21 protein-coding genes, 1 riboswitch and 1 other annotated feature are annotated in these 21,929 nt (G+C 44.5%); of the genes, 7 read left to right on the plus strand and 14 right to left on the minus strand.

All coding sequences use genetic code 11. The features are described 5' to 3' along the window. Positions 1–2 precede the first annotated feature (2 nt). Positions 3–701: an arginyltransferase gene (locus tag AACQ75_RS17335; RefSeq protein WP_013857085.1), complete on the plus strand. Its 699-nt coding sequence runs from the start codon at positions 3–5 to the stop codon at positions 699–701. An 81-nt stretch (positions 702–782) separates the two neighbouring features. Continuing rightward, entirely contained in the window at positions 783–1,001 is a 219-nt protein-coding gene (infA, locus tag AACQ75_RS17340; RefSeq protein ID WP_006075347.1) for a translation initiation factor IF-1, read from the plus strand. 142 nt (positions 1,002–1,143) lie between these two features. On the opposite strand, the gene clpA is transcribed toward infA, so the two are convergent. Beyond that, entirely contained in the window at positions 1,144–3,414 is a 2,271-nt protein-coding gene (gene clpA / locus AACQ75_RS17345) for an ATP-dependent Clp protease ATP-binding subunit ClpA (protein ID WP_013857086.1), read from the minus strand. A gap of 42 nt (positions 3,415–3,456) precedes the next feature. Continuing rightward, positions 3,457–3,777, minus strand: a complete 321-nt coding sequence (gene clpS, locus AACQ75_RS17350) for an ATP-dependent Clp protease adapter ClpS (protein WP_010319243.1) — start codon at positions 3,775–3,777, stop codon at positions 3,457–3,459. 473 nt (positions 3,778–4,250) lie between these two features. On the opposite strand from clpS, the gene cspD reads away from it, so the two are divergent. Then, positions 4,251–4,472 (plus strand): cold shock domain-containing protein CspD, encoded by a 222-nt coding sequence (cspD, locus tag AACQ75_RS17355; protein WP_013857087.1) that lies wholly within the window; start codon positions 4,251–4,253, stop codon positions 4,470–4,472. A gap of 79 nt (positions 4,473–4,551) precedes the next feature. Here cspD and AACQ75_RS17360 read toward each other — a convergent pair whose 3' ends face one another. Beyond that, entirely contained in the window at positions 4,552–6,777 is a 2,226-nt protein-coding gene (locus AACQ75_RS17360; RefSeq protein WP_170889138.1) for an NADP-dependent isocitrate dehydrogenase, read from the minus strand. A 361-nt stretch (positions 6,778–7,138) separates the two neighbouring features. Between AACQ75_RS17360 and AACQ75_RS17365 the strand changes: the two genes are divergently transcribed. After that, the gene (locus tag AACQ75_RS17365; RefSeq protein WP_208871742.1) at positions 7,139–7,822 is read left to right on the plus strand and encodes a pseudouridine synthase; all 684 of its coding nucleotides are present in this window, start codon (positions 7,139–7,141) and stop codon (positions 7,820–7,822) included. A 49-nt stretch (positions 7,823–7,871) separates the two neighbouring features. Here AACQ75_RS17365 and hisIE read toward each other — a convergent pair whose 3' ends face one another. From hisIE to AACQ75_RS17410, 9 genes are all read right to left on the minus strand, one after another. Further along, entirely contained in the window at positions 7,872–8,507 is a 636-nt protein-coding gene (gene hisIE / locus AACQ75_RS17370; RefSeq protein WP_170889139.1) for a bifunctional phosphoribosyl-AMP cyclohydrolase/phosphoribosyl-ATP diphosphatase HisIE, read from the minus strand. Then, on the minus strand, positions 8,504–9,277 hold the full coding sequence (gene hisF / locus AACQ75_RS17375) for an imidazole glycerol phosphate synthase subunit HisF (RefSeq protein WP_017044649.1): 774 nt from the start codon (positions 9,275–9,277) through the stop codon (positions 8,504–8,506). The genes hisIE and hisF overlap by 4 nt, the downstream gene beginning before the upstream one ends. Next, a complete protein-coding gene (gene hisA, locus AACQ75_RS17380; RefSeq protein ID WP_013857092.1) occupies positions 9,259–9,996 on the minus strand; it encodes a 1-(5-phosphoribosyl)-5-[(5-phosphoribosylamino)methylideneamino]imidazole-4-carboxamide isomerase in 738 nt (245 codons plus the stop codon). The genes hisF and hisA overlap by 19 nt, the downstream gene beginning before the upstream one ends. Before the next feature lie 13 nt (positions 9,997–10,009). Further along, positions 10,010–10,672: an imidazole glycerol phosphate synthase subunit HisH gene (gene hisH / locus AACQ75_RS17385; RefSeq protein WP_170889140.1), complete on the minus strand. Its 663-nt coding sequence runs from the start codon at positions 10,670–10,672 to the stop codon at positions 10,010–10,012. Beyond that, positions 10,672–11,745 (minus strand): bifunctional histidinol-phosphatase/imidazoleglycerol-phosphate dehydratase HisB, encoded by a 1,074-nt coding sequence (gene hisB, locus AACQ75_RS17390; protein ID WP_013857094.1) that lies wholly within the window; start codon positions 11,743–11,745, stop codon positions 10,672–10,674. Before hisB ends, hisH begins: the two co-directional genes overlap by 1 nt. An 80-nt stretch (positions 11,746–11,825) precedes the next feature. Next, the gene (gene hisC / locus AACQ75_RS17395) at positions 11,826–12,866 is read right to left on the minus strand and encodes a histidinol-phosphate transaminase (RefSeq protein ID WP_170889141.1); all 1,041 of its coding nucleotides are present in this window, start codon (positions 12,864–12,866) and stop codon (positions 11,826–11,828) included. Then, complete coding sequence (gene hisD, locus AACQ75_RS17400; protein WP_013857097.1) at positions 12,866–14,164, minus strand: histidinol dehydrogenase; 1,299 nt, start codon at positions 14,162–14,164, stop codon at positions 12,866–12,868. Before hisD ends, hisC begins: the two co-directional genes overlap by 1 nt. A gap of 5 nt (positions 14,165–14,169) precedes the next feature. After that, positions 14,170–15,066 (minus strand): ATP phosphoribosyltransferase, encoded by an 897-nt coding sequence (hisG, locus tag AACQ75_RS17405; RefSeq protein ID WP_026027608.1) that lies wholly within the window; start codon positions 15,064–15,066, stop codon positions 14,170–14,172. Between the two features lie 53 nt (positions 15,067–15,119). Beyond that, positions 15,120–15,256: a sequence feature (His leader region), on the minus strand. Positions 15,257–15,449: 193 nt separating this feature from the next. Beyond that, positions 15,450–17,051 carry a Na+/H+ antiporter NhaC family protein gene (locus AACQ75_RS17410; protein ID WP_170889142.1) on the minus strand — a complete coding sequence of 534 codons (1,602 nt, stop codon included), beginning with the start codon at positions 17,049–17,051 and terminating at the stop codon, positions 15,450–15,452. Between the two features lie 116 nt (positions 17,052–17,167). Continuing rightward, positions 17,168–17,351: riboswitch (Lysine riboswitch) on the minus strand. A 418-nt stretch (positions 17,352–17,769) separates the two neighbouring features. Here AACQ75_RS17410 and AACQ75_RS17415 point away from each other — a divergent pair. Then, entirely contained in the window at positions 17,770–18,183 is a 414-nt protein-coding gene (locus tag AACQ75_RS17415) for an H-NS family histone-like protein (protein WP_170889143.1), read from the plus strand. A gap of 56 nt (positions 18,184–18,239) precedes the next feature. Here the strand turns inward: AACQ75_RS17415 and AACQ75_RS17420 are convergent, their stop codons facing one another. Continuing rightward, positions 18,240–19,544, minus strand: coding sequence for an inosine/guanosine kinase (locus AACQ75_RS17420; RefSeq protein WP_013857102.1), 1,305 nt, complete (start codon positions 19,542–19,544; stop codon positions 18,240–18,242). 102 nt (positions 19,545–19,646) lie between these two features. Then, positions 19,647–19,916 carry a hypothetical protein gene (locus AACQ75_RS17425; protein WP_013857103.1) on the minus strand — a complete coding sequence of 90 codons (270 nt, stop codon included), beginning with the start codon at positions 19,914–19,916 and terminating at the stop codon, positions 19,647–19,649. A gap of 199 nt (positions 19,917–20,115) precedes the next feature. Between AACQ75_RS17425 and mnmA the strand changes: the two genes are divergently transcribed. Beyond that, positions 20,116–21,237 (plus strand): tRNA 2-thiouridine(34) synthase MnmA, encoded by a 1,122-nt coding sequence (gene mnmA / locus AACQ75_RS17430; protein WP_017043901.1) that lies wholly within the window; start codon positions 20,116–20,118, stop codon positions 21,235–21,237. A 20-nt stretch (positions 21,238–21,257) separates the two neighbouring features. Continuing rightward, positions 21,258–21,875, plus strand: a complete 618-nt coding sequence (gene hflD, locus AACQ75_RS17435) for a high frequency lysogenization protein HflD (protein WP_013857105.1) — start codon at positions 21,258–21,260, stop codon at positions 21,873–21,875. The last annotated feature ends 54 nt before the right edge of the window (positions 21,876–21,929 follow it).

The following is a 21,929-nucleotide window of genomic DNA, read 5'->3' on the forward strand; positions in this document are numbered from 1 at the left end:
CCATGAGCTCAGATTTACAGCAAATACGCATCGGTTTAACCAATAACCACCCTTGTAGCTATTTAAAAGATAGGCAAGAACGTGTCGCTGTGACTTTAGACTCCGCCATGCAATCGCCTGAGAATTATGAAATTCTACTCGCAAATGGTTTTCGGCGCAGTGGGGATACCATTTACAAACCTCACTGTGACAATTGCAACTCCTGCCAAGCATTGCGTGTTTTTGTTGACCAAGTCAAGCTATCAACCAGCCAAAAGCGGTTACTCAAAAAGGCACACGCTTTTCAGTGGCAGTTGAAACCGACCATGGATTCGGGTTGGTTTGCACTCTATGCCCGCTATATTGAAGCGCGACATAAAGAGGGCAGCATGTACCCTCCCAACGAGCAGGAGTTTGAAACCTTTTCCGCTTGTCGTTGGCTAGATACTCAATACCTGCATATTTATCAAAACGGACAACTGGTCGCGATTGCGGTGACGGATATTTTACAAAACAGTGCCAGCGCCTTTTATACCTTTTATGATCCAGAGTCAGATCTGTCACTCGGAACACTTGGCGTTTTATTTCAACTGCAATATTGCCAAGCCACACAGAAACAATGGTTATATTTGGGTTATCAAATTGATGAATGCCCAGCAATGAACTACAAAGTACGCTTTGAGCGCCATCAAAAGCTAGTAAATCAACGTTGGCAAGGGTAGAATACGCCCCAACTTTACATATTTATCTTTTAGCGGCAGAATGCGTCCGTTAAAAATCGCCAAGTTTCTAAAGAGGATTAAATGGCTAAAGAAGACGTAATTGAGATGCAAGGCACTGTCCTTGATACTCTTCCAAACACAATGTTCCGTGTTGAGCTAGAAAACGGCCACGTAGTAACAGCTCACATCTCTGGTAAAATGCGTAAGAACTACATTCGTATTCTTACTGGTGACAAAGTAACTGTAGAGATGACTCCATACGACCTAACTAAAGGCCGCATCGTCTTCCGTGCTCGTTAATCTCTGATTTTCGAACGCAACAAAAAACGGAGCTAAATGCTCCGTTTTTTGTTACTCATAGAACTGGATTAAATGCAATGCATAGAAGAAAGCACGCCTCAGCGTGCTTTTGTTATTAGGTGATAAGCATCGGGATTACCGATTAGTGAACCGCTTCTTCACGAGAACCAATGTACTTAAACTTAAGCTCTTCGCCATCTAAATCCACTTTCACCGTGCCACCATCGACCAACGAGCCAAACAACAACTCATTCGCTAATGGCTTTTTCAGCTTATCCTGAATCACGCGGCCCATCGGACGAGCGCCCATCTCAATATCGTAGCCTTTCACAGCAAGCCAATGACGAGCATCCTCAGAAACCTCTAACGATACACCTCTCGCATCGAGTTGAGCTTGTAGTTCAACAATAAACTTATCAACCACTTGATGGATTACACGCTCATCCAAACGATTAAACCAGATGATGTTATCTAAACGGTTACGAAATTCGGGTGTGAATACTTTCTTAATCTCTGACATCGCATCAAAACTATTGTCTTGTTGGATAAGACCAATCGATTTTTTCACTGTCTCTGCAACACCTGCGTTGGTTGTCATCACCAAAATGATGTTACGGAAATCCGCTTTTCGTCCATTGTTATCGGTTAAAGTGCCGTTATCCATGACTTGAAGTAACAAGTTAAAAATATCAGGGTGCGCTTTCTCAATCTCATCAAGTAGCACCACTGAATGTGGATGTTTAATCACAGCATCAGTTAGCAAGCCACCTTGGTCATACCCAACATAACCAGGAGGAGCACCAATTAAACGACTCACCGAGTGACGTTCACCATACTCAGACATATCAAAACGCAGCAGCTCAATGCCAAGTAGCTTCGATAACTGCACTGTCACTTCTGTTTTACCCACGCCTGTTGGCCCTGCAAACAAGAATGAGCCCACCGGTTTATTGTCGGCACCTAAGCCAGCGCGTGAGAGTTTGATCGCCTCACTCAATACATCGATAGCGTCATCTTGTCCAAATACCAACATTTTCATTTTTCTATCAAGGTGCTGCAAAATGTCTTTATCGGAAGAAGAGACCGATTTTTCTGGAATACGCGCCATTTTAGCAACCATCGCTTCAATATCGGCCACTCCAACGGTTTTCTTGCGGCGACTTGCAGGTGCCAACCTTGAACGTGCTCCCGCTTCATCAATCACATCAATCGCTTTATCAGGCAAATGACGTTCATTGATGTATTTTGCAGAAAGCTCTACGGCCGCACGTAACGCTTTATTGGTGTAACGTACATCATGGTGCGCCTCGTATTTTGTTTTCAGGCCCATAAGTATTTTAGTGGTGTCATCCAACGATGGCTCGACCACATCGATTTTTTGAAAACGGCGAGCCAGCGCGCGCTCTTTTTCAAAGATGTTGTTGTACTCTTGATAAGTCGTTGAGCCGATGCAGCGCAATTTACCGCTGCTAAGCAGAGGTTTGATTAAGTTAGCCGCATCCACCTGACCACCAGAAGCGGCACCCGCACCGATGATGGTATGAATTTCATCAATAAATAGGATCGCGTCCTGCTCTTTTTCAAGCTGTTTCAAAATGGTTTTAAAACGCTTTTCAAAATCGCCACGATACTTAGTTCCAGCGAGCAATGAACCAATATCCAGTGAATAAATAACGCTATTTTGAATTATTTCAGGCACTTGGCCTTCCACAATGCGCCACGCTAGCCCTTCCGCAATCGCCGTTTTACCGACTCCCGCTTCTCCCACTAACAGCGGATTATTTTTACGGCGACGACACAACACTTGAATGGTTCGCTCTAGCTCTTTATCACGCCCAATTAGCGGATCAATCAACCCTTGCTTTGCCAATTGGTTGAGGTTGCTGGCAAAGCTTTCCAAACGTTCATCAGAACTGACTTCATCAGCTGATTCGCTGCTAAAAGAGTCGGAAGAGGCTGAATTATCACTTGCGCTGGAAGCTTTAGTGATGCCGTGCGAAATGTAGTTGACGATATCTAAGCGACTGATGTCATTTTTTTTCAGTAGGTAAGCCGCATGTGACTCCTGCTCACTAAAGATTGCAACCAGTACATTCGCCCCTGTGACTTCATTGCGGCCAGAGGATTGCACATGAAATACAGCACGTTGCAGCACACGTTGAAAACTCAATGTAGGTTGCGTTTCACGTGTTTCGTCACTTTCAGGAATAAGAGGGGTGGTTTGATCAATAAAAATATCAAGCTCTTGGCGTAAGGCATCCAAATCCGCTTGGCAGGCTAATAAGGCCTCTCTGGCTGCATCATTTTCTAATAACGCAAGTAGGAGGTGCTCGACGGTCATGAATTCATGTCTTTTGTCTCGCGCTCGAGCGAACGCGCCGTTTAGACTCGACTCTAGTTCTTTATTAAGCATAAGTACCTCCTTAAGGAACCACTTTGTTGCTCCAGCAAGCGACTACGCTTGCTCCATAGTACAAAGCAGTGGATGCTCATTTTCCCTTGAGTACAAAGTAACTTGAGCTACTTTGGTCTCTGCAATCTCAGCACTGAACGTGCCACAAATTGCTTTCCCTTCATAATGCACCTTGAGCATTATCTGTGTTGCTTTGTCGATATCCATCGAGAAGAATCGCTCAAGGATTTCAATCACAAACTCCATCGGCGTGTAGTCATCGTTATTAAGAACTACGTTGTACATCGCTGGTGGTTTAATTGCTGTCTTCTCTTTCTCCAGAAGATCTGAGTCTGGAGTCACCCATTCAAAATGTTTACTCATGATGACCGTATTTAGAGTGCTTCTCTACCTAGTGGAACCGTGTGCCTCTCAGTAACCATTGTGTCGTTCGAATCTATTAATGTTATTAGTGCTACCGACACAGTTGAAAAACAACCCTTACTTAGAGACTAATGCAGCAATTGTATCGCTGCAAATAAAACATTGCTATTCCGAACTATCAACGGCGTAGTTGATTAAAAAGAAAACAAAAGCAACTACTTTCTTTAACTATTTCATTCTTAACGCCCTATTTAATCGTTACAACAATGTAAACCTTAAAAGTGATTTATTTGCAAATATGTCGAGTATCATACCTTTTGCCTATTGACTGCGCCGAACCATTGACTACATTGGTCAATTAGTGACTAAAAATTTGGCAGCGGCTGAATTGATATTCACATTCGGGTAACGTTTTTAGGATAAGTTTCTCGATAACAACATCAGTAACTAAAATGCAATGAGGGATGTAAAGCATGGCTACAGGTACAGTAAAATGGTTTAACAACGCCAAAGGATTTGGGTTTATTTGTCCAGAAGGTGAGGATACCGATATTTTTGCTCACTATTCAACCATTCAAATGGAAGGCTACCGCACACTCAAAGCGGGCCAACAAGTTTCCTACGAAATTGAACAGGGGCCGAAAGGTTATCACGCTAGCGCTGTTGTTCCAATCGAAGGTCAACTTGCAAAATAATCGCTGCCAAACGTGTATTTGATGAAAAACCCGCCGAACTGGCGGGTTTTTTTATTGCTTAGAGGTGAATAACTGAAGGTTAAGCGCCAATGATCTCGTTCAAGGTTTGGCTTGGACGCATTAGTGCTGATGCTTTTTCAAACACTGGCGCATAGTAACCACCCAAATCACCCGGAGTACCTTGTGCCTGATTCAGCTCAGAGACGATAACCTGTTCATTTTCTTGTAGCTGCTTCGCAATCGGTGCGAATTCCGCCGCTAAATCAGCATCCGCCGTCTGCTCTGCTAAGGCCTCAGCCCAATAGGTTGCAAGATAGTAGTGGCTGCCACGGTTATCAAGCTCACCAACTCTGCGCGATGGTGATTTATTGAGATCAAGGAACTTACCAGTGGCTTTATCAAGCGCATCGGCTAGTACTTTCGCTTTCGCATTTCCAGTGACAACACTCAAATGTTCCAAAGACGCCGCCAGCGCCAAAAACTCGCCTAACGAATCCCAACGCAAGTGGTTTTCTTTCTCAACCTGCTGAACGTGTTTTGGCGCAGAGCCACCAGCACCTGTTTCAAACAAGCCACCGCCATTCATCAAGGGAACAATCGACAACATTTTAGCCGAAGTACCGAGCTCAAGAATGGGGAATAGATCCGTGAGGTAATCACGCAGTACGTTACCCGTAACTGAGATGGTATCTTTACCCGCTTTGAGACGCTCAAGTGTGAACAGAGTCGCTTCAACGGGTGATAGGATCTGAATATCTAAGCCAGCCGTATCATGATCAGCAAGGTAGACGTTGACTTTTTTGATCAATTCACGGTCATGCGCACGCTGATCGTCTAACCAGAAAATCGCAGGAACGCCAGTAGCTCTGGCGCGAGTCACGGCCAGTTTCACCCAGTCTTGGATCGGTGCATCTTTCACTTGGCACATGCGGAAAATATCACCAGCTTCAACAGTTTGCTCTAGCAATACTTTGCCGGAGGTATCCACAACACGTACCGAACCCGCTGCATCGAGGATAAAGGTTTTATCGTGCGATCCATATTCTTCAGCTTTTTGCGCCATAAGGCCCACGTTTGGCACACTGCCCATCGTGGTGGGATCAAATGCGCCGTGCTTTTTACAAAAATCAATCACCGCTTGATAAACGCCAGCGTAGCAGCGATCGGGGATCAGTGCTTTGGTGTCTTGTTGCTTGCCATCTGGCCCCCACATTTGACCAGAAGCGCGCAGCATTGCTGGCATTGACGCATCAACAATGATATCGCTTGGGACATGTAGGTTAGTAATACCTCGGTCAGAATCGACCATAGCAAGCGGTGGCTGCGTGTTATAAACCGCTTGAATCGCGGCTTCAATTTCTTCTTTCTGTGCTTGTGGCAATGCTTGTATTTTCGCGTAAACATCGCCTAGGCCATTGTTGACATCAACACCTAATGAGTCAAACAACGCGCCATACTTCGCAAATACGTCCTTGTAGTACACTTTAACGGCATGGCCGAAAATGACTGGGTCAGACACTTTCATCATGGTTGCTTTCATGTGCAAGGAAAGCAGCACATCTTGCTGTTTCGCTGCTGCGATTTGTTGCTCGAAAAACTCAACTAACGCTTTTTTGCTTAGAACTGAAGCATCGATAATTTCTTTATCAAGCAGCGCAAACTCTTTCTTTAAGACTTTAGTCGAGCCATCATGGCCGACAAACTCAATTTTGACCTTAGTGTCACCTTCAATGGTGACTGACTTTTCTGTTCCATAGAAATCTTTGTCTTGCATGCTGGCAACATGTGAACGGGATTGCGGTGACCATGCGCCCATTGAATGTGGGTTTTTCTTCGCATAATTCTTGACTGATAGTGGTGCGCGGCGATCGGAGTTTCCCTCACGCAACACAGGGTTAACCGCACTACCTTTGATTTTATCGTAAGTCGCTTTAATCGCTTCTTCTTCGTAGGTACTTGGTTCTTCAGGATAATTTGGTAGGTCGTAACCTTTTTCCTGCAACTCTTTAATCGCGGCTTTCAATTGTGGGACCGATGCCGAAACGTTAGGCAGTTTAATAATATTCGCTTCTGGTTTGGTCGCCAGTTCACCTAATTCGGCAAGCGCATCACTTACACGTTGATTTTCTTTTAAATGTTCTGGGAAGCTGGCAAGGATACGCGCAGCCAGTGAAATATCGCGGGTTTCAACGCTAATGCCTGACGAGGCGGTAAAGGATTGGATAATCGGCAATAAAGAATAAGTGGCCAGTGCTGGTGCTTCGTCTGTGATGGTATAAATAATTGTAGGTTTTTCTGTAGGCATGAAAAATTTCCCTATTTGTTCTAGCAGCACCATTGGATGAAACAGCGCTGTGTGATTGTCCGTGTCAAGTGGGTTAGCATCCTCGCGACTTGAACACGATAGCGTCACTCTTTCAAAAACTGAATCGAATGTCGTTGAGCGTTATCCGATTTTAGTCATTGAGTGAAAATACGTATACACCCAAACCCTTTATTGATACTGAATCCAAATAGCATGGGTTGAGTATAATTAAACAAAACTAGGATAATAGTCTATTATCTTGTGCGTCAATCCTGTTTCTGGGCGCGCAAATCATAGCTTAAATCCAAAGTTCAGAAAACTTTCAAACACACTTCATTTACATTTTTGCAAGGTAGTTAACATGTCATCCCGCTTGCGTCGTGATTCTTCATCAGTATCAAAACCCTCTGGCTCTTCTCATTTTAAACGGCGCGATCCACATCAGCGTTCAACCGCCCGCTCCTCTTCATCTGCAGAAGAGGTAAAAAAACGAATATCACTTGCTGATCGAAAAGTCATCATCTTTAATAAGCCTTTTGATACACTAAGCCAGTTTACTGATGGTGATGGGCGCAAAACTCTCGCTGATTTTATTCCCGTAAAAGAGGTGTATGCCGCAGGTCGTTTGGACAGAGACAGCGAAGGTTTGATGGTGCTCACCAATGACGGCATCTTGCAAGCGAGACTAACGCAGCCGCAGTCAAAATTACCAAAAACGTATTGGGTTCAAGTAGAAGGAGAACCCGCTCAAAACGATTTAGATAAATTGCGCCAAGGTGTAGAGCTAAAAGATGGCATGACGCTGCCTGCCAAGGTTGAGATTTTGCAACCGCCTACCTTGTGGGAACGTAATCCACCGGTTCGTTTTCGCGCACAAATCCCAACCACATGGCTTGCGATTACCATTACTGAAGGTAAAAACCGGCAAGTACGACGTATGACAGCGCATATTGGCTTTCCAACACTGCGCTTAGTGCGCTACGCGATGGGCGACATTGTTTTAGGCGATCTACAACCCGGTGAGTGGAAAGAAATTACCCTCTAACACCGCTCTCAAAAACGGAAGCCTCTTTATTTAAGAGGCTTCACTGTGTTTATTTATGGCGTTCTTTAAGCTTATCAATCACATCACTCAACGCTAATCCTTGGTCTTGCAATAGCACCAATAAGTGATAAATCAAATCAGCAGACTCACACACTAACTCCGCCTTATCGCCCGACGTCGCCGCAAGCGCAACTTCAACGCCCTCTTCGCCCACTTTCTGCGAAATACGCTTTGTTCCACGGGCATAAAGGCTAGCGGTGTAAGAGGAATCAGGGCCGGCACTCTTGCGGGCAGCCAATAGCTGCTCAAGCTGATGAAGCCACACCATTTGAGACTCTTCTTGTGCATCGTTATCCCAACAGGTTGTGGTTCCAGTATGGCACGTTGGCCCAATGGGATTCACTTTGACCAATAAAGTGTCATTATCACAATCGAGCGCCATGTTTTTCAACTGTAACACATGACCAGAGGTCTCTCCTTTGGTCCAAAGGCGCTGTTTGCTGCGAGAAAAGAACGTCACTTGGCCTGTTTGCGCGGTTTTTTGCAACGCATCTTGGTTCATGTAACCCATCATAAGCACTTGACTTGATTGAAAATCTTGCACTATCGCCGGAACAAGGCCATCAACTTTGTTCCAATCAATACGCTCAGAAAGTGCAACCGCACTCGATACTTGAAAACTCATCGTCTTACCTCTACACCTTCTGCTTGTAAATATTGTTTTAATTCGCCGATATTGATGATCTGCTTGTGAAAAACCGATGCCGCCAACGCGCCATCGACATGAGCTTGTTGGTAAGCTTGCGCAAAGTGCTCCATCGTTCCCGCCCCGCCAGAAGCGATAAGTGGCACGCGACACACAGCACGTACCTTCTGGAGTTGCTGTAGATCATAACCATTACGCACGCCGTCTTGGTTCATCATATTCAATACGATTTCACCCGCACCACGTTTTTGTACCTCTTGTACCCAATCGCAAGTTTGCCACTGTGTTGCTTTGGTGCGCGTCTCATCTCCAGTAAATTGATAGACCTGATACTGACCCGTTTCTTGATCGAAGTAAGAGTCAATGCCGACCACAATACATTGCACGCCAAATTTATCCGCTAAGTCAGTAATCAACTGTGGGTTAGCGAGTGCAGGAGAGTTAATGGAGACTTTATCTGCACCAAATTCTAAAATTCGCGCAGCATCTTCGGCAGATTTAATACCGCCCGCGACGCAAAATGGAATATCAATCACTGCCGCGACACGCGCCACCCAACTTTTATCAACCACTCGGCCATCACTCGACGCGGTAATGTCGTAAAACACCAACTCATCCGCGCCCTCTTCGGCGTAGCGTTTTGCAAGCGGTACGATATCACCAATGATTTCGTGATTGCGAAACTGCACCCCTTTCACTACTTGTCCATCGCGGACATCCAAACAAGGAATTATGCGTTTTGCCAACATTCGAATGCCTCCTGAGCGGTGAACTTACCATCTAATAAGGCACGACCGACAATCACGCCTGCGACGCCACTGCCTGTTAAGGCTTTGATGTCCGCTAAGCTACCGATACCACCTGAGGATTGAAACTGTACTTGTGGGTACTGTTTGCATAAATCGATATACAATTCAACGTTAGAACCGGCTAGTGTGCCATCGCGGGAAATATCAGTGCACAATACGTGCGTCAAACCAACCGTTAGGTAATCATCAATCAAGGCTTCTATCGTTACACCTGAATCTTCTTGCCAACCTGAAATGGCCACTTTACGTGTGCCGTCTTGATCAATGTTGATGTCTAGCGCTAGCACAATTTTTTCTGCGCCATACTTTTCCATCCATCCTTTGACTAATTCAGGCTGTTTTACGGCCGTAGAACCGACAACCACGCGCTGCGCACCCGCATTTAATAAATCCACCACATCTTGCTCACTACGCACACCGCCACCAATTTGAATATTGGCAGGGGTACTGGCAAGCAGTTTGGCAATCAGATCAAGCTGTCGGGCTGAGGTATCTTTTGCACCCGTTAAATCGACAAGGTGCAACCAGTTAGCTCCAGCCTGATGATAGAGGCGAAACTGCTCTGCAGGGTCCACTTTGTATTCGGTAACTTGACCATAATCGCCTTGAAATAAGCGAACCACTTGGCCATCAATTAAATCTAATGCTGGAATAATCATTGCTAATTCCCTTTTATAATTCCAAGAAGTTCTTGATCAGTGCCGAGCCGGCTTTGGATGAGCGCTCTGGGTGAAATTGGACACCATAGTAATTACCGCTTTGCAGCGCCGCGGTGAAAGGCTTGCCGTATTCACATTCAGCAATCGTGTATTCACCGACGGGCATGGCGTAGCTATGGACAAAATAGAAATATTCGCCTTGCTCAATGCCTTTAAACAGAGGATGGCCTCTTTCGGCATTGACCGTGTTCCAACCCATATGTGGCAGTGGTAAATCGCCTGTATCCATCAGGCGAACCTCACCATCACATAAACCCAAGCATTCAACAATGCCATTAGCTTGATCGTTAGCTTGCTGTCCTTTTTCTTCTGACAGCTGACCTAACAGTTGCATGCCTAAGCAGATGCCGAGCAGTGGCTTTTCAACCTGCTTCACCAAGGTGATTAAATCGCGCTGTTGCAGATTTTTCATCGCCTCACTTGCCGTACCGACACCGGGTAAAAACAGCTTATCTGCCGCCAACACCACATCAGGATCTTTTGAAATAGTGACTGGGTACCCCAAGCGTTCGATGGCAAATTTCACGGAAGAAACATTAGCGCAGCCTGTATCAATGATGACGACCTTTTGCGGCTGGCTGCTGTGATCACTCATCGCTTCGCGGACTGACGACATTACAGTACTCCTTTGCTGCTAGGTAGTTCATTGCCTTCCACTTTAATGGCTTGGCGCAATGTGCGGCCAAAAGCCTTAAACAAACTTTCAATAATATGGTGATCATTCTCACCACTGGATGAGAGATGCAGCGTACAGGCCAAAGTGTCGGTTAATGAACGGAAGAAGTGATATACCATTTCAGTGGAGAGATCGCCCACTTGCTCACGTGTAAAGGTGGCCTCAAATTTCAGATAAGGGCGACCCGATAGATCGAGCGCGCATTGTGCTAAACACTCATCCATCGGCAACGAAAAACCAAAACGACCAATGCCACGCTTATCGCCTAATGCCTCTTTTAAGGCTTGCCCGAGTGCTAATGCGGTATCTTCAATGGTGTGGTGATCATCAATGTGCAGATCACCATTGACGCTCAACTTCAATTGAAAACCACCATGGGTTGCGATTTGGTCAAGCATGTGGTCAAAAAAACCTAACCCCGTTGTAATTTGATTACCACCAGTTTCATCCAAATTGACCGCAACTTTAATGTCGGTCTCTTTAGTGGTTCTTACCACTTCGGCGCTGCGCGCTTTCACGGTTAAGTCTTTAACTATTTCACGCCATCCCATACTTTTCGGATGATATTGAATACCACGGATCGCCATATTTTCAGCCAGTTGCAGGTCGGTCATTCGATCGCCAATCACCACTGATTGCTGAAAATCGACTTTGCCTCCTTGCAGATACTCTTTAACCATCCCCAGTTTGGGTTTGCGGCAAGAGCAATTATCTTTTTCAAAGTGCGGGCAAATCAGCACATCATCAAAGATCACTCCTTGGGACTGAAAAATGTCCATCATCATCGCATGAGGGGCATCGAAATCCGCTTGAGGATAGCTATCCGTCCCCAGTCCATCTTGGTTGGTGACCATCACCAGCCGATAACCCGCAGCCTGCAAAGCCAGTAGGCTTGGGATCACATACGGCTCTAGTTTCAGTTTGTCTAAACGATCAACTTGGAAATCGACCGGAGGCTCAACAATTAAGGTGCCGTCACGATCAATAAAGAGAATTTTTTGCTGTTTGCTCACTGGAATATCCTTTTCTATTGGCCAGTAACGTCACTTAAACGACTGGCTCTTATTCATTTTTGGCTATTTATGGTGCTCGATTACTGATAATAATTGCGAATAAAAGCGAGTGTTTTTTCACACTCTTCGCGATTACCGATACTGATCCTCACGCAATTTTCAATCGGAGAATTGCGTAAAATAATGCCGTGATCCCAAGCGGCTTTAAACAATGCATCGCCATCGGGGAATTTCACTAATAGGTAGTTTCCCCACCCTTCAAACACAGTTAAATTGGGCACCATATACAACCCTGCTTGTAAGTAAGCACGGTTTGCATTGAGATCCAACACTTGGAATTTGGTACGAGCCAGCCCAGCTTCCGATAACGCTTGCACGGCAATGTCTGCTACCGGAATTGGCACGGGATAAGGTGCAATTACCTTCTGCAGCACATCAATCAGCTCTTTATTGGCCAAGGTAAAACCGCAGCGCAAACCTGCAAGCGCAAACGCTTTGGATAAGGTGCGTAAAATCGCCAAATTCGGGTATTGCGCTAATAAATCAACGGTTGAGGCTTCTGGACAGAAATCAATGTAGGCTTCATCCATCACAACAATAGCGCGGTCTTTAGTCATTTCCAGCAAAGCAATAATATCTTGGCGCTTAACCAAATTGCCGGTTGGATTATTAGGACTACAAACGAAGATCAACTTCACGCAGTCCAAACTGGCACGAATGGCTGACAGGTCGAGCTGCCAATCCTCTGTTAATGGCACAACTTTACGCTCGACACCGAACGTTTCAGCGCTAATCGCGTACATACCATAAGTCGGCGGACAGTATAAAATAGCGTCTTGATTGGGCTCACAAAATGCGCGGATCAAAAGTTCAATCCCTTCATCGGCACCACGTGAGGTCAACACCTGCTCTGGCTGTACCTTGGCATAAGCCGCATACGCATCGATCATAGCTTTGGGTTGGCAATCACTGTAACGGTTCAAACGCACAAAATCGGTTTTGTACTCATTATTGAATGGCGATTCGTTGGCATTGAGCCACACATCACCACTGCCGCCAATACGGCGAGCCGATAAGTAAGGTTTCAGTGCTTGAATTTGCTTACGAGCCAGTTTTTCCATTATTTTTTCGCCTTTTGCAATTTTTCGACTCGAATGGTGACCGCACGTTTGTGTGCATCCAATCCTTCAGCTTCTGCCATTGTGACCACGGTTGGCGCTAACCCTTGTAAGCCCTCTGCGCTGAGTTCTTGCACCGTCATGCGCTTACTAAAATCAGCTAAACCAAGGCTAGAATAAGTACGCGTGTAACCGTATGTTGGTAAAACGTGGTTGGTACCCGAAGCGTAGTCACCAGCTGATTCTGGTGACCACTCACCTAAGAAAATTGAGCCAGCGTTATCAAGTAACGGCAACAGCTCACGAGGGTTCCGCGTTTGCACAATTAAGTGTTCAGGGCCGTAGTAGTTCGAGATAGAAACCGCTTGGGTCAAAGACTCAGCGATAATGATCAAACTAGAAGCCAAGGCCTTTTCTGCAATGGCGGCGCGAGATAAGCTTTTTAGCTGCTTTTGCACTGCATCTGTTACTTGATCGGCAATCACCGCTGAAGGGGTCACTAACACAACTTGTGAATCAGGTCCGTGCTCAGCTTGGCTAAGCAGATCAGCCGCGATGAAATCGGCATCAGCCGTATCATCAGCAATCACCAACACTTCCGAAGGACCCGCTGGCATATCAATCGCTGCACCGCGAAAATCATTACTCACTTGACGTTTTGCTTCTGTCACGTAGGCATTACCGGGGCCGAAGATTTTGTCTACTTTAGCAACGGATTTAGTCCCATAAGCCATTGCTGCAATCGCTTGACCACCACCAATGTTGTACACCTCATCAATGTTACACAGCTTGGCCACGTAGAGGATTTCGTCCGCAATCGGTGGCGGTGAGCAGAGCACCACTTTACGACACCCTGCAATTTGTGCAGGAACACCCAACATTAATACGGTAGAAGGTAAAGGCGCACTGCCTCCGGGAATGTATAAGCCCACCGTATTAATTGGACGCGTGACTTGTTCACACACCACTCCCGGCTGCGTTTCTACTTTGATCGGTTGCAGCTTTTGTGCTTTATGGAACTTAGTAATATTCTCATAAGCTTGTTGAAGTGCTTGTTTCATCTTGTCAGAAAGACGCTCGCACGCCGCATCAATCTCACCACTTGAGACGCGAATTGAATCCGGTTTCACGCGGTCAAATTTTTCAGTTAACTCAATTAACGCTTGGTCACCTTGCGCTTTCACCTGCGCAATCACGGCGCTCACGGCAGCAGTGACATTAGCTCCTTCAGTAATAGCCGGGCGTTCTAAAATTGAATCTTGCTGAGTTTCACTCAACGATTGCCAAACGACAGTTCTCATCGCCGTTACTCCATCATTTTATCGATAGGTAAAACCAAAATAGAACTCGCCCCTAATGCTTTTAGGCGCTCCATGGTTTCCCAAAATAGGTTCTCGGTACTGACCACATGCACTGCAACGCGATTTTTCTCCGCCGATAAAGGCAGCACTGTTGGGTCTTCCGCTCCCGGAAGTAAATCTTTAATTGCTTCTAATTGATCAACCGGAGCATGCAGCATGATGTATTTGGACTCTTTGGCTTGAATCACACCTTGCATACGCGTCAATAACCGAGCAATCAATGCTTGCTTATCTTCACTGAATTCACCTTGACGCTGAATGAGTGTTGCTTTGGATTGGAAGATAACTTCAGCCTCTTTGAGACCATTCGCTTCTAATGTTGCGCCAGTAGAAACAAGGTCAGCAATCGCATCAGCTAGGCCAGCTCGTGGCGCAACCTCAACAGAACCGGTGAGCACACAAGTGCTAAAATCAATGCCCTTTTCATCCATGTACGCTTTGAGTAACTGCGGATAAGTTGTGGCGATGCGTTTACCCGCCAAATCTTGAGGGCCGTTGTACTGCTGGTCTTTATTGATCGCGATGGATAAGCGGCAGCCACCAAAATCAAGACGGCGCAGTGAAACAAACTCACTTTTCTTATTTTGCGACAAGCGTTCTAAACGCACCTCTTCCAGCTCATTCTCACCAATGAAACCGAGATCAACCACACCGTCCATCACCAGCCCGGGTATGTCGTCATCACGCACTAGCAGTAGGTCGATCGGCATATTGAGAGAGTGAACGACAAGACGCTCACCCATAATATTGAATTTTACGCCGCATTTTTTAAGTAAGTCTTGGCACTCTGAGCTCAAGCGACCTTTCTTCTGGATGGCAATTCTTAGGCGTTGTGTTTGCATGACAATTTCCCTGTGCAATGTATTGAATGTATTTGGAATTGAGTTAAAGCAAAATGAAAAAACCCTCGGGAGATTTGCGTTCTCCCGAGGGTTTTAATCTAAATGCTTTGACTTAACCACCGGGAGTTTCCTGCCTCCCGGGTATGCGTACATCTCCCCGAAAGATTATTTAGGGTGATGGTGATGATGAATGTTCATTACAAAATTACGCATACTTATCAGCTCTTATTGGTTTGCTGTCTTGACTCCACACTAACCAAGCTGATGTTCTTTTTCAACTAAAAATTTTGCTTTTTTAAAATCTTTTTTCGCCGTCGTGCACCAGTAATAAAAAAGGGAAACTTTCGTTTCCCTTTTATCAACTCTATTTAACCAAAATACAGCTACAACGTCTCGCAATGTGTCATTTTTGATTTCGCCATAGCGGCCATAATCATGCACACAATGATAAATGCAACAGAAGCACAAGCCAACGAGATCAGCACTGACGCTGTCATTCCTAAAACAACAAAACCGACACTCGAAACCAAGGCCGTAGCCAGTGCATACGGCAATTGTGTCGCAACGTGATCGATATGATTACAACGCGCGCCTGTCGACGATAAAATGGTGGTGTCAGAAATAGGAGAACAGTGGTCACCAAAAACGGAACCAGCGAGCACCGCGCTCAGCATAGGGAGTATTAGAGCGATATCGGTCGCCGCGGCCATATCTCCAGCAATGGGCAACATGATGCCAAACGTTCCCCAAGAAGTGCCGGTTGAAAACGCCATCACGCCCGATAGTAAGAATAAGATGACCGGTAGCCAATGCGGATCAATATTACCTTGAACCAAAGATGACATGTACGCACCGGTTTTCATGTCCCCAATAACAGAGCCAATTGTCCACGCAAAAATCAGGATCAAAATCGCACCAAACATCGATTTAGCACCGATCCACAATGTATTACTGATGTCATTCATTGGCAGCTTTTGCTTAAACACAGTAAACAGAGCCATCGCCAAGCCAACTAGCCCGCCGTAAATCAATGAAGCGCCAACATTGGTGTTTTCAAACGCACCCAGTAGATCAAATGCTTTACCGTCTGCGGCTAAAGATTTACCACCCGTAAATAACATGGCTGAAACCGTTGCAATGATGAGTAATACGATAGGCAGAACCAGATCCAACACTTTGCCATGTTCGCTCTCTTTGATATCAAGCTCTTCATTTAACTCATGTGCGTCTTGGCTATCGTTTTCATTTGCGTCGTCAAATCCACGGCCTTGGGAGGCATTAATTTCATGCTGGCGCATTTGACCAATATCTAATTGGAACCACACCACCGCAAACACCATCAGTAATGCAAAAATGGCATAAAAATTCATTGGTACTAAACGCATGTACGCGCCCAATGCCGAATATTCGGTAATCCCGTGAGAAACGAGAATACCGCCAATAATCGTCATAATGTACGCGCCCCAGCTAGAAGCTGGCATCACAACGCACATTGGTGCTGCAGTTGAATCAAGGATATAGGCAAGTTTAGCGCGAGATACATAAAAGCGGTCAGTCACAGGACGAGAAATAGAACCTACGGCTAAACTGTTAAAATAATCATCAACGAAAATAAACACACCCAAAAATGCCGCCAGCAGTTTTGAGCCACGTTTACTTTTTACGCGGACTTGTGCCCATTCGGCAAAAGCACGAGTACCGCCAGACAAAGTTAATAACGCGGTCATCATACCTAATAAAAGCAAAAACCCGACGATACTCATATTCCAAGTGTTAATGCCGCCATCAGCAACAAAGACGCTTGATACCTTAGTAGCAACATAACTGAATGCACTACCAAAAGAATAATCCGCGAGTAATACCGCGCCTAATACAATACCGACACCTAATGAAACAAGTACTCTGCGTGTAAGAACAGCCAAACTTAATGCTACCAGAGGCGGTAACAGCGACAGAGGAGATGATGCAAAATCGATTAAATTCATGATCTTCAAAAACCAGTAAGTAAATGGTTAGAGATCTACTGCAGACAAATTACGAGCTAAGATAACCACGTAATTCATGTTGAACTAAGCGAAAGGGAAGCGAACACTTCACCCAACCCTACAGTAGCGCTCCATAGTTTAAAAAAAGAATAGACTATGGCAGTGTTGTTCCTATTCGAATACAACCCCAGCAAGCTGCTTTAATGTGCATACTTACTTCGGCGATAAAACCTTTCACTTTTGTTCATTGGCATTACCCCAACAAAAGTTACTATTTTTTACCGCACCTCTACGTCAAAGAAAGTACAATAAATCACCGTTATTAAGTCATTTTAACAATGATAAATGTCTTACTTCGCTTTAGGTAAATGACATTGTACTTAACAACGAATGCATTGCAACCGATCATGTCATCAAAGTGCATCAATTATTGGTCACATTCATTAAGAAACATTGAGACTTCTTTCATAATGTGGTGCAATGAATATCACGAAGATTATAATAAAAAACATTAATTATAAGTTTATCTAAAAATCATTGATGATCTTCTTGATACTACTACTTATGTATGAAATTAGCTCATCACTAACAAGTTCATATTTTTTTGATTTTTATTTATCTATAAAATTTTCATTAATATTTGAATCTAATATTGTAAGTACCAATTCAGCAGTTTATTATTGCTGTGTCGACTAAATTAAATCAAATAGGAATAGTCATGTCTGAATTAACAAAAACTCTACTTAATATTCGTAGCCTACGCGCTTTTTCTCGTGAACTCACTCTAGAGCAGCTTGAAGAAGCACTAGATAAATTAACGATCGTTGTTCAAGAACGCAGAGAAGCGGAAGAAGAAGAACGCTCTGCTCGCGCAGAACAAGAAGCTAAGCTGGCTGCGATTGCAGAACAGATTGCCAAAGACGGTATTGATGTAAGTGCATTAATTTCTGCACTTTCTGGTGAAACTAAGAACAAAGTTAAAGTTCAAGGCAAACGCGCACCTCGTCCAGCAAAATACAAATATCTTGATGCCAATGGCCAAGAAAAAACATGGACAGGTCAAGGTCGCACACCTTCTGCAATTCAAGAGCAACTTGATGCAGGTAAATCTCTAGACGAATTCGAGATTTAATAACTCTTTAGCAAATAAAAAGGCTCCTAACGGAGCCTTTTTATTATTTTAATTTTTTATCTTTCCCAATACGCTTCTTCTAAGCTGTCTTCACGTTCAGGTAAACCACGGGACAGACGAGGTGAATGCTGGGCTAGCACCTCATAACTGGCACGGTTGGAATATTTGCAAACTTGCGAGAAGGATGAATAGGTTAAAAAGTTATTCTGATGCTTGCTCGAATTAGGGACGTTCTCTTTATGATATTTATTGGCTGCCATATCATGAAGCAATGCCGACAACGCCGCATCTCCCGCACCATTAGTATTTTTAATTTTCTCAGGCCCACCCATATACGGTGAAATATGAGAATAAACACGTATCGGATTTTCACAACTTATTTTTGATGCTGGGCGACTAAATTCATAACGATTGAATTCAGCAATAGAACCAGGTAATAGTGGCAACGATGTTTCACGTTTCGCTGCATCTTCAGTATATCCTGCCATAAATAAACCGACTGGTCCTGCGGTGCATAATACAAGATCGACCCAATCTAAAGCTTTATTTGACGCTGCAAGAGGATCACTTTCCCCGGTTAATGCTTCGGCTTCATCTTCATTCATGGCAACAACAGTGACATGATCACGCAAAAAATTTTGCCAAAATTGAGGGTCATCTTGAATAACAAATTTAGTACCTAAGGTTAAAACAACAGGTACATCATATTTCTTAGCATATTCAATCGCTCTCATTGTTGCCTCTGGCATTGGATCACCAGTTTTGCAGCGAATTAAATAAGCAGTCAATACTAAGGCTGAAGCACTTTTAAATATTTTTTCTGGAACACTTTCTGCGCGAAGTTGGTTCATTTGCCCTTCACTAATAGCAAAGGTTCTTTCTCCATCCTCTGTGATCAAGGCAAAGCAGCGCCCAATCGCTCCATCGACCGCTTGTAAATAATTCAGATCCATCCGACTTGATGTATTACATAAATAACGATAACCGTAGCTACCAATTTTTATATCTTGACTCATCACACCTAACAACGTTGAGCGATCATCTGCCAGCACCGAATAATTGTGTAATGTGTTGCCAATCGTTCCCCCAGCATATTCGTTAGTAATCAGACCATTTTGTTTGAGCTCAGTGTACAACGCTTCGGCCTTCTGATCGTCAATCACTAACGAATGGCCTTTACTAAGCTCATATTTTTCGATGAGGTCAGTATTTACTTTCGCTTCTATATCCACCAAGGTCTGGTCAATACCAATAATATGTGTACGTGACATTTTTTTATTTTCTTGTGCTTGGATAACAAGTGGGTCACGTGCATGAACAGGAAAGTAATGCTTTGATTTGCGTTGGCCAGGAAATTTCATAACGTCAGTCTGAGTAGAGGAGAAAAAGATGCGCGATTCTACCGCGCACCCATTAGCGCGGCAACTAAGGCAATTATAGCAAACGTTTGCTCTTGATTATTTTTATTCACCTTCCATAAAGCTGAGATCAGGTAACCTATCTAAATGCTCTGAATAGCGTTTTAGGTCAAATTGCCCTTCGTTTTTCATCACATCAAAAATCTCAATTGCAAGCGCACAAGCAATAGAGGCAACGGCATCCTCCCTTGAGTGACCTGTCATCATCAAGCGCATCAAGGTTTCTTTGACCTTTAACGGATTTCCGTCCGCGAGTTGATTCTCTACTGTTTCAATGAGGAACGCGTCATCCATAATCTGATTGTCATCTTGCATTTTGTGGCCTTTTGTTACGCTTTAAAATGGCACGCACTATGCCATAAGCCATTGTAGAATTCTAAAACTAATTTCTGCTGACATTGACAGATACGACGCCAATTAAACCAGATAGAAGTGTGATTGCTGTCTCGGATCTGTCGCGACGAAAATCTTTCTGCTAGAATCTGCGACCAAGTCAATTGAGTGGTATTAAGTAATGTCAGACAACCGCAGCGCAAACAGCCAAAAGAAAGTCATCGTCGGCATGTCCGGTGGTGTTGACTCCTCCGTTTCGGCGTATCTTCTCAAAGAGCAAGGTTATCAAGTCGAAGGCCTGTTCATGAAGAACTGGGAAGAAGATGATAACGAGGAATATTGTACAGCGGCGGAAGATTTAGCCGATGCACAAGCCGTGTGCGATAAGTTAGACATCCCTCTTCATACCATTAATTTTGCCGCCGAATATTGGGACAACGTATTTGAATATTTCCTTGAGGAATATAAAGCAGGGCGAACTCCCAACCCAGACATTCTTTGTAACAAAGAAATCAAGTTTAAAGCCTTTTTAGAGTTTGCAGATGAAGTGCTAGATGCCGATTATATCGCCATGGGCCACTATGTTCGACGCACCTTCCCTGAAGGTAATGACAAACCAAAAATGCTGCGCGGCTTGGACAACAACAAAGACCAAAGCTACTTCCTCTATACACTAAGCCATGAACAAGTGGCTCGTAGCTTATTTCCTGTCGGTGATTTAGAAAAACCCGAAGTTCGACGCATTGCGGAAGAACAAGGTTTGGTGACGGCGAAGAAAAAAGATTCAACTGGTATCTGTTTCATCGGCGAGCGCAAATTTACCGACTTCTTGTCTCGCTATTTACCAGCACAACCGGGTAAAATTGAAACACCAGAAGGTCTCGTTATTGGTGAACATCAAGGCCTGATGTACCACACTTTAGGTCAACGCAAAGGGTTACACATTGGTGGCCAAAAAGGCGGTGGCGGTAACGAAGACCCATGGTATGTCGCTGATAAAGATCTTAAACGTAACGTTTTGATTGCAGTCCAAGGCGCTGATCACCCATTATTGAAATCTCATGGCTTGATCGCTTCCCAATTACACTGGGTTGATCGTACACCAATCCAAGCAACGCTAAGCTGCACGGTAAAAACACGTTACCGTCAAACGGATATAGCGTGTACCATCATCCCTATTGATGATGAAAACATTAAAGTCATTTTTGATGAGCCACAAGTGGCCGTCACGCCTGGTCAATCCGCGGTTTTCTATCAAGGCGATGTGTGTCTTGGCGGTGGAATTATTGAGCAGCGAATTTAAACAACTTAGGAGTAATAAACGTGGCTAACACCCTTTATGACCGTACCATCGCTTTTGCGGGTATCTGCCAAGCTGTCGCTTTAGTGCAACACGTAGCAAAAAATGGTCACTGTGATTCAGACGCGTTTGAAACTTCTCTAACGGCTATCTTAAGTACTAATCCAAACAATACACTTGATGTCTTCGGCTCTGAGGCCAACTTAAAAATTGGCCTCGAATGTTTGGTGAAAGGTATTGATAGCACGCCATCAGGGAGTGAAATCACTCGCTATATCATTAGCCTGATGGCATTAGAGCGTAAATTAAGCGCTCGTCGTGATGCGATGTCACAGCTGGGCGATCGTATTCAAACGATTGAACGTCAAGTCAACCACTTTGACTTGCTTGATGATCAGATGATCAGCAACCTTGCCAGTATCTACTTGGATGTTATCAGCCCTATTGGCCCGAGAATCCAAGTCACTGGAACCCCTACCATACTTCAACAAACTTCAACCCAGCACAAAGTGCGCGCCTTACTCCTTTCAGGAATTCGTTGCGCTGTCTTGTGGCGTCAGGTTGGAGGAAAGCGTCGCCATCTGATCTTCGGTCGTAAGAAAATGATCGAACAAGCTCAGATTTTATTAGCTCGAGTCTAATATTGACGCAAAGAATTCACTCTCACACTTAACCTCAAAATTCAGGAGAAAAAC

Source organism: Vibrio sp. B1-2, assembly GCF_963888445.1.
GTDB lineage: Bacteria > Pseudomonadota > Gammaproteobacteria > Enterobacterales > Vibrionaceae > Vibrio > Vibrio anguillarum.

Coding starts and splice junctions, on each gene's coding strand:
- AACQ75_RS17335 (WP_013857085.1), top strand. CDS start 3: ATGAGCTCAGATTTACAGCAAATACGCATCGGTTTAACCAATAACCAC.
- infA (WP_006075347.1), top strand. CDS start 783: ATGGCTAAAGAAGACGTAATTGAGATGCAAGGCACTGTCCTTGATACT.
- clpA (WP_013857086.1), bottom strand. CDS start 3,414: ATGCTTAATAAAGAACTAGAGTCGAGTCTAAACGGCGCGTTCGCTCGA.
- clpS (WP_010319243.1), bottom strand. CDS start 3,777: ATGAGTAAACATTTTGAATGGGTGACTCCAGACTCAGATCTTCTGGAG.
- cspD (WP_013857087.1), top strand. CDS start 4,251: ATGGCTACAGGTACAGTAAAATGGTTTAACAACGCCAAAGGATTTGGG.
- AACQ75_RS17360 (WP_170889138.1), bottom strand. CDS start 6,777: ATGCCTACAGAAAAACCTACAATTATTTATACCATCACAGACGAAGCA.
- AACQ75_RS17365 (WP_208871742.1), top strand. CDS start 7,139: ATGTCATCCCGCTTGCGTCGTGATTCTTCATCAGTATCAAAACCCTCT.
- hisIE (WP_170889139.1), bottom strand. CDS start 8,507: ATGAGTTTTCAAGTATCGAGTGCGGTTGCACTTTCTGAGCGTATTGAT.
- hisF (WP_017044649.1), bottom strand. CDS start 9,277: ATGTTGGCAAAACGCATAATTCCTTGTTTGGATGTCCGCGATGGACAA.
- hisA (WP_013857092.1), bottom strand. CDS start 9,996: ATGATTATTCCAGCATTAGATTTAATTGATGGCCAAGTGGTTCGCTTA.
- hisH (WP_170889140.1), bottom strand. CDS start 10,672: ATGTCGTCAGTCCGCGAAGCGATGAGTGATCACAGCAGCCAGCCGCAA.
- hisC (WP_170889141.1), bottom strand. CDS start 12,866: ATGGAAAAACTGGCTCGTAAGCAAATTCAAGCACTGAAACCTTACTTA.
- hisD (WP_013857097.1), bottom strand. CDS start 14,164: ATGAGAACTGTCGTTTGGCAATCGTTGAGTGAAACTCAGCAAGATTCA.
- hisG (WP_026027608.1), bottom strand. CDS start 15,066: ATGCAAACACAACGCCTAAGAATTGCCATCCAGAAGAAAGGTCGCTTG.
- AACQ75_RS17410 (WP_170889142.1), bottom strand. CDS start 17,051: ATGAATTTAATCGATTTTGCATCATCTCCTCTGTCGCTGTTACCGCCT.
- AACQ75_RS17415 (WP_170889143.1), top strand. CDS start 17,770: ATGTCTGAATTAACAAAAACTCTACTTAATATTCGTAGCCTACGCGCT.
- AACQ75_RS17420 (WP_013857102.1), bottom strand. CDS start 19,544: ATGAAATTTCCTGGCCAACGCAAATCAAAGCATTACTTTCCTGTTCAT.
- AACQ75_RS17425 (WP_013857103.1), bottom strand. CDS start 19,916: ATGCAAGATGACAATCAGATTATGGATGACGCGTTCCTCATTGAAACA.
- mnmA (WP_017043901.1), top strand. CDS start 20,116: ATGTCAGACAACCGCAGCGCAAACAGCCAAAAGAAAGTCATCGTCGGC.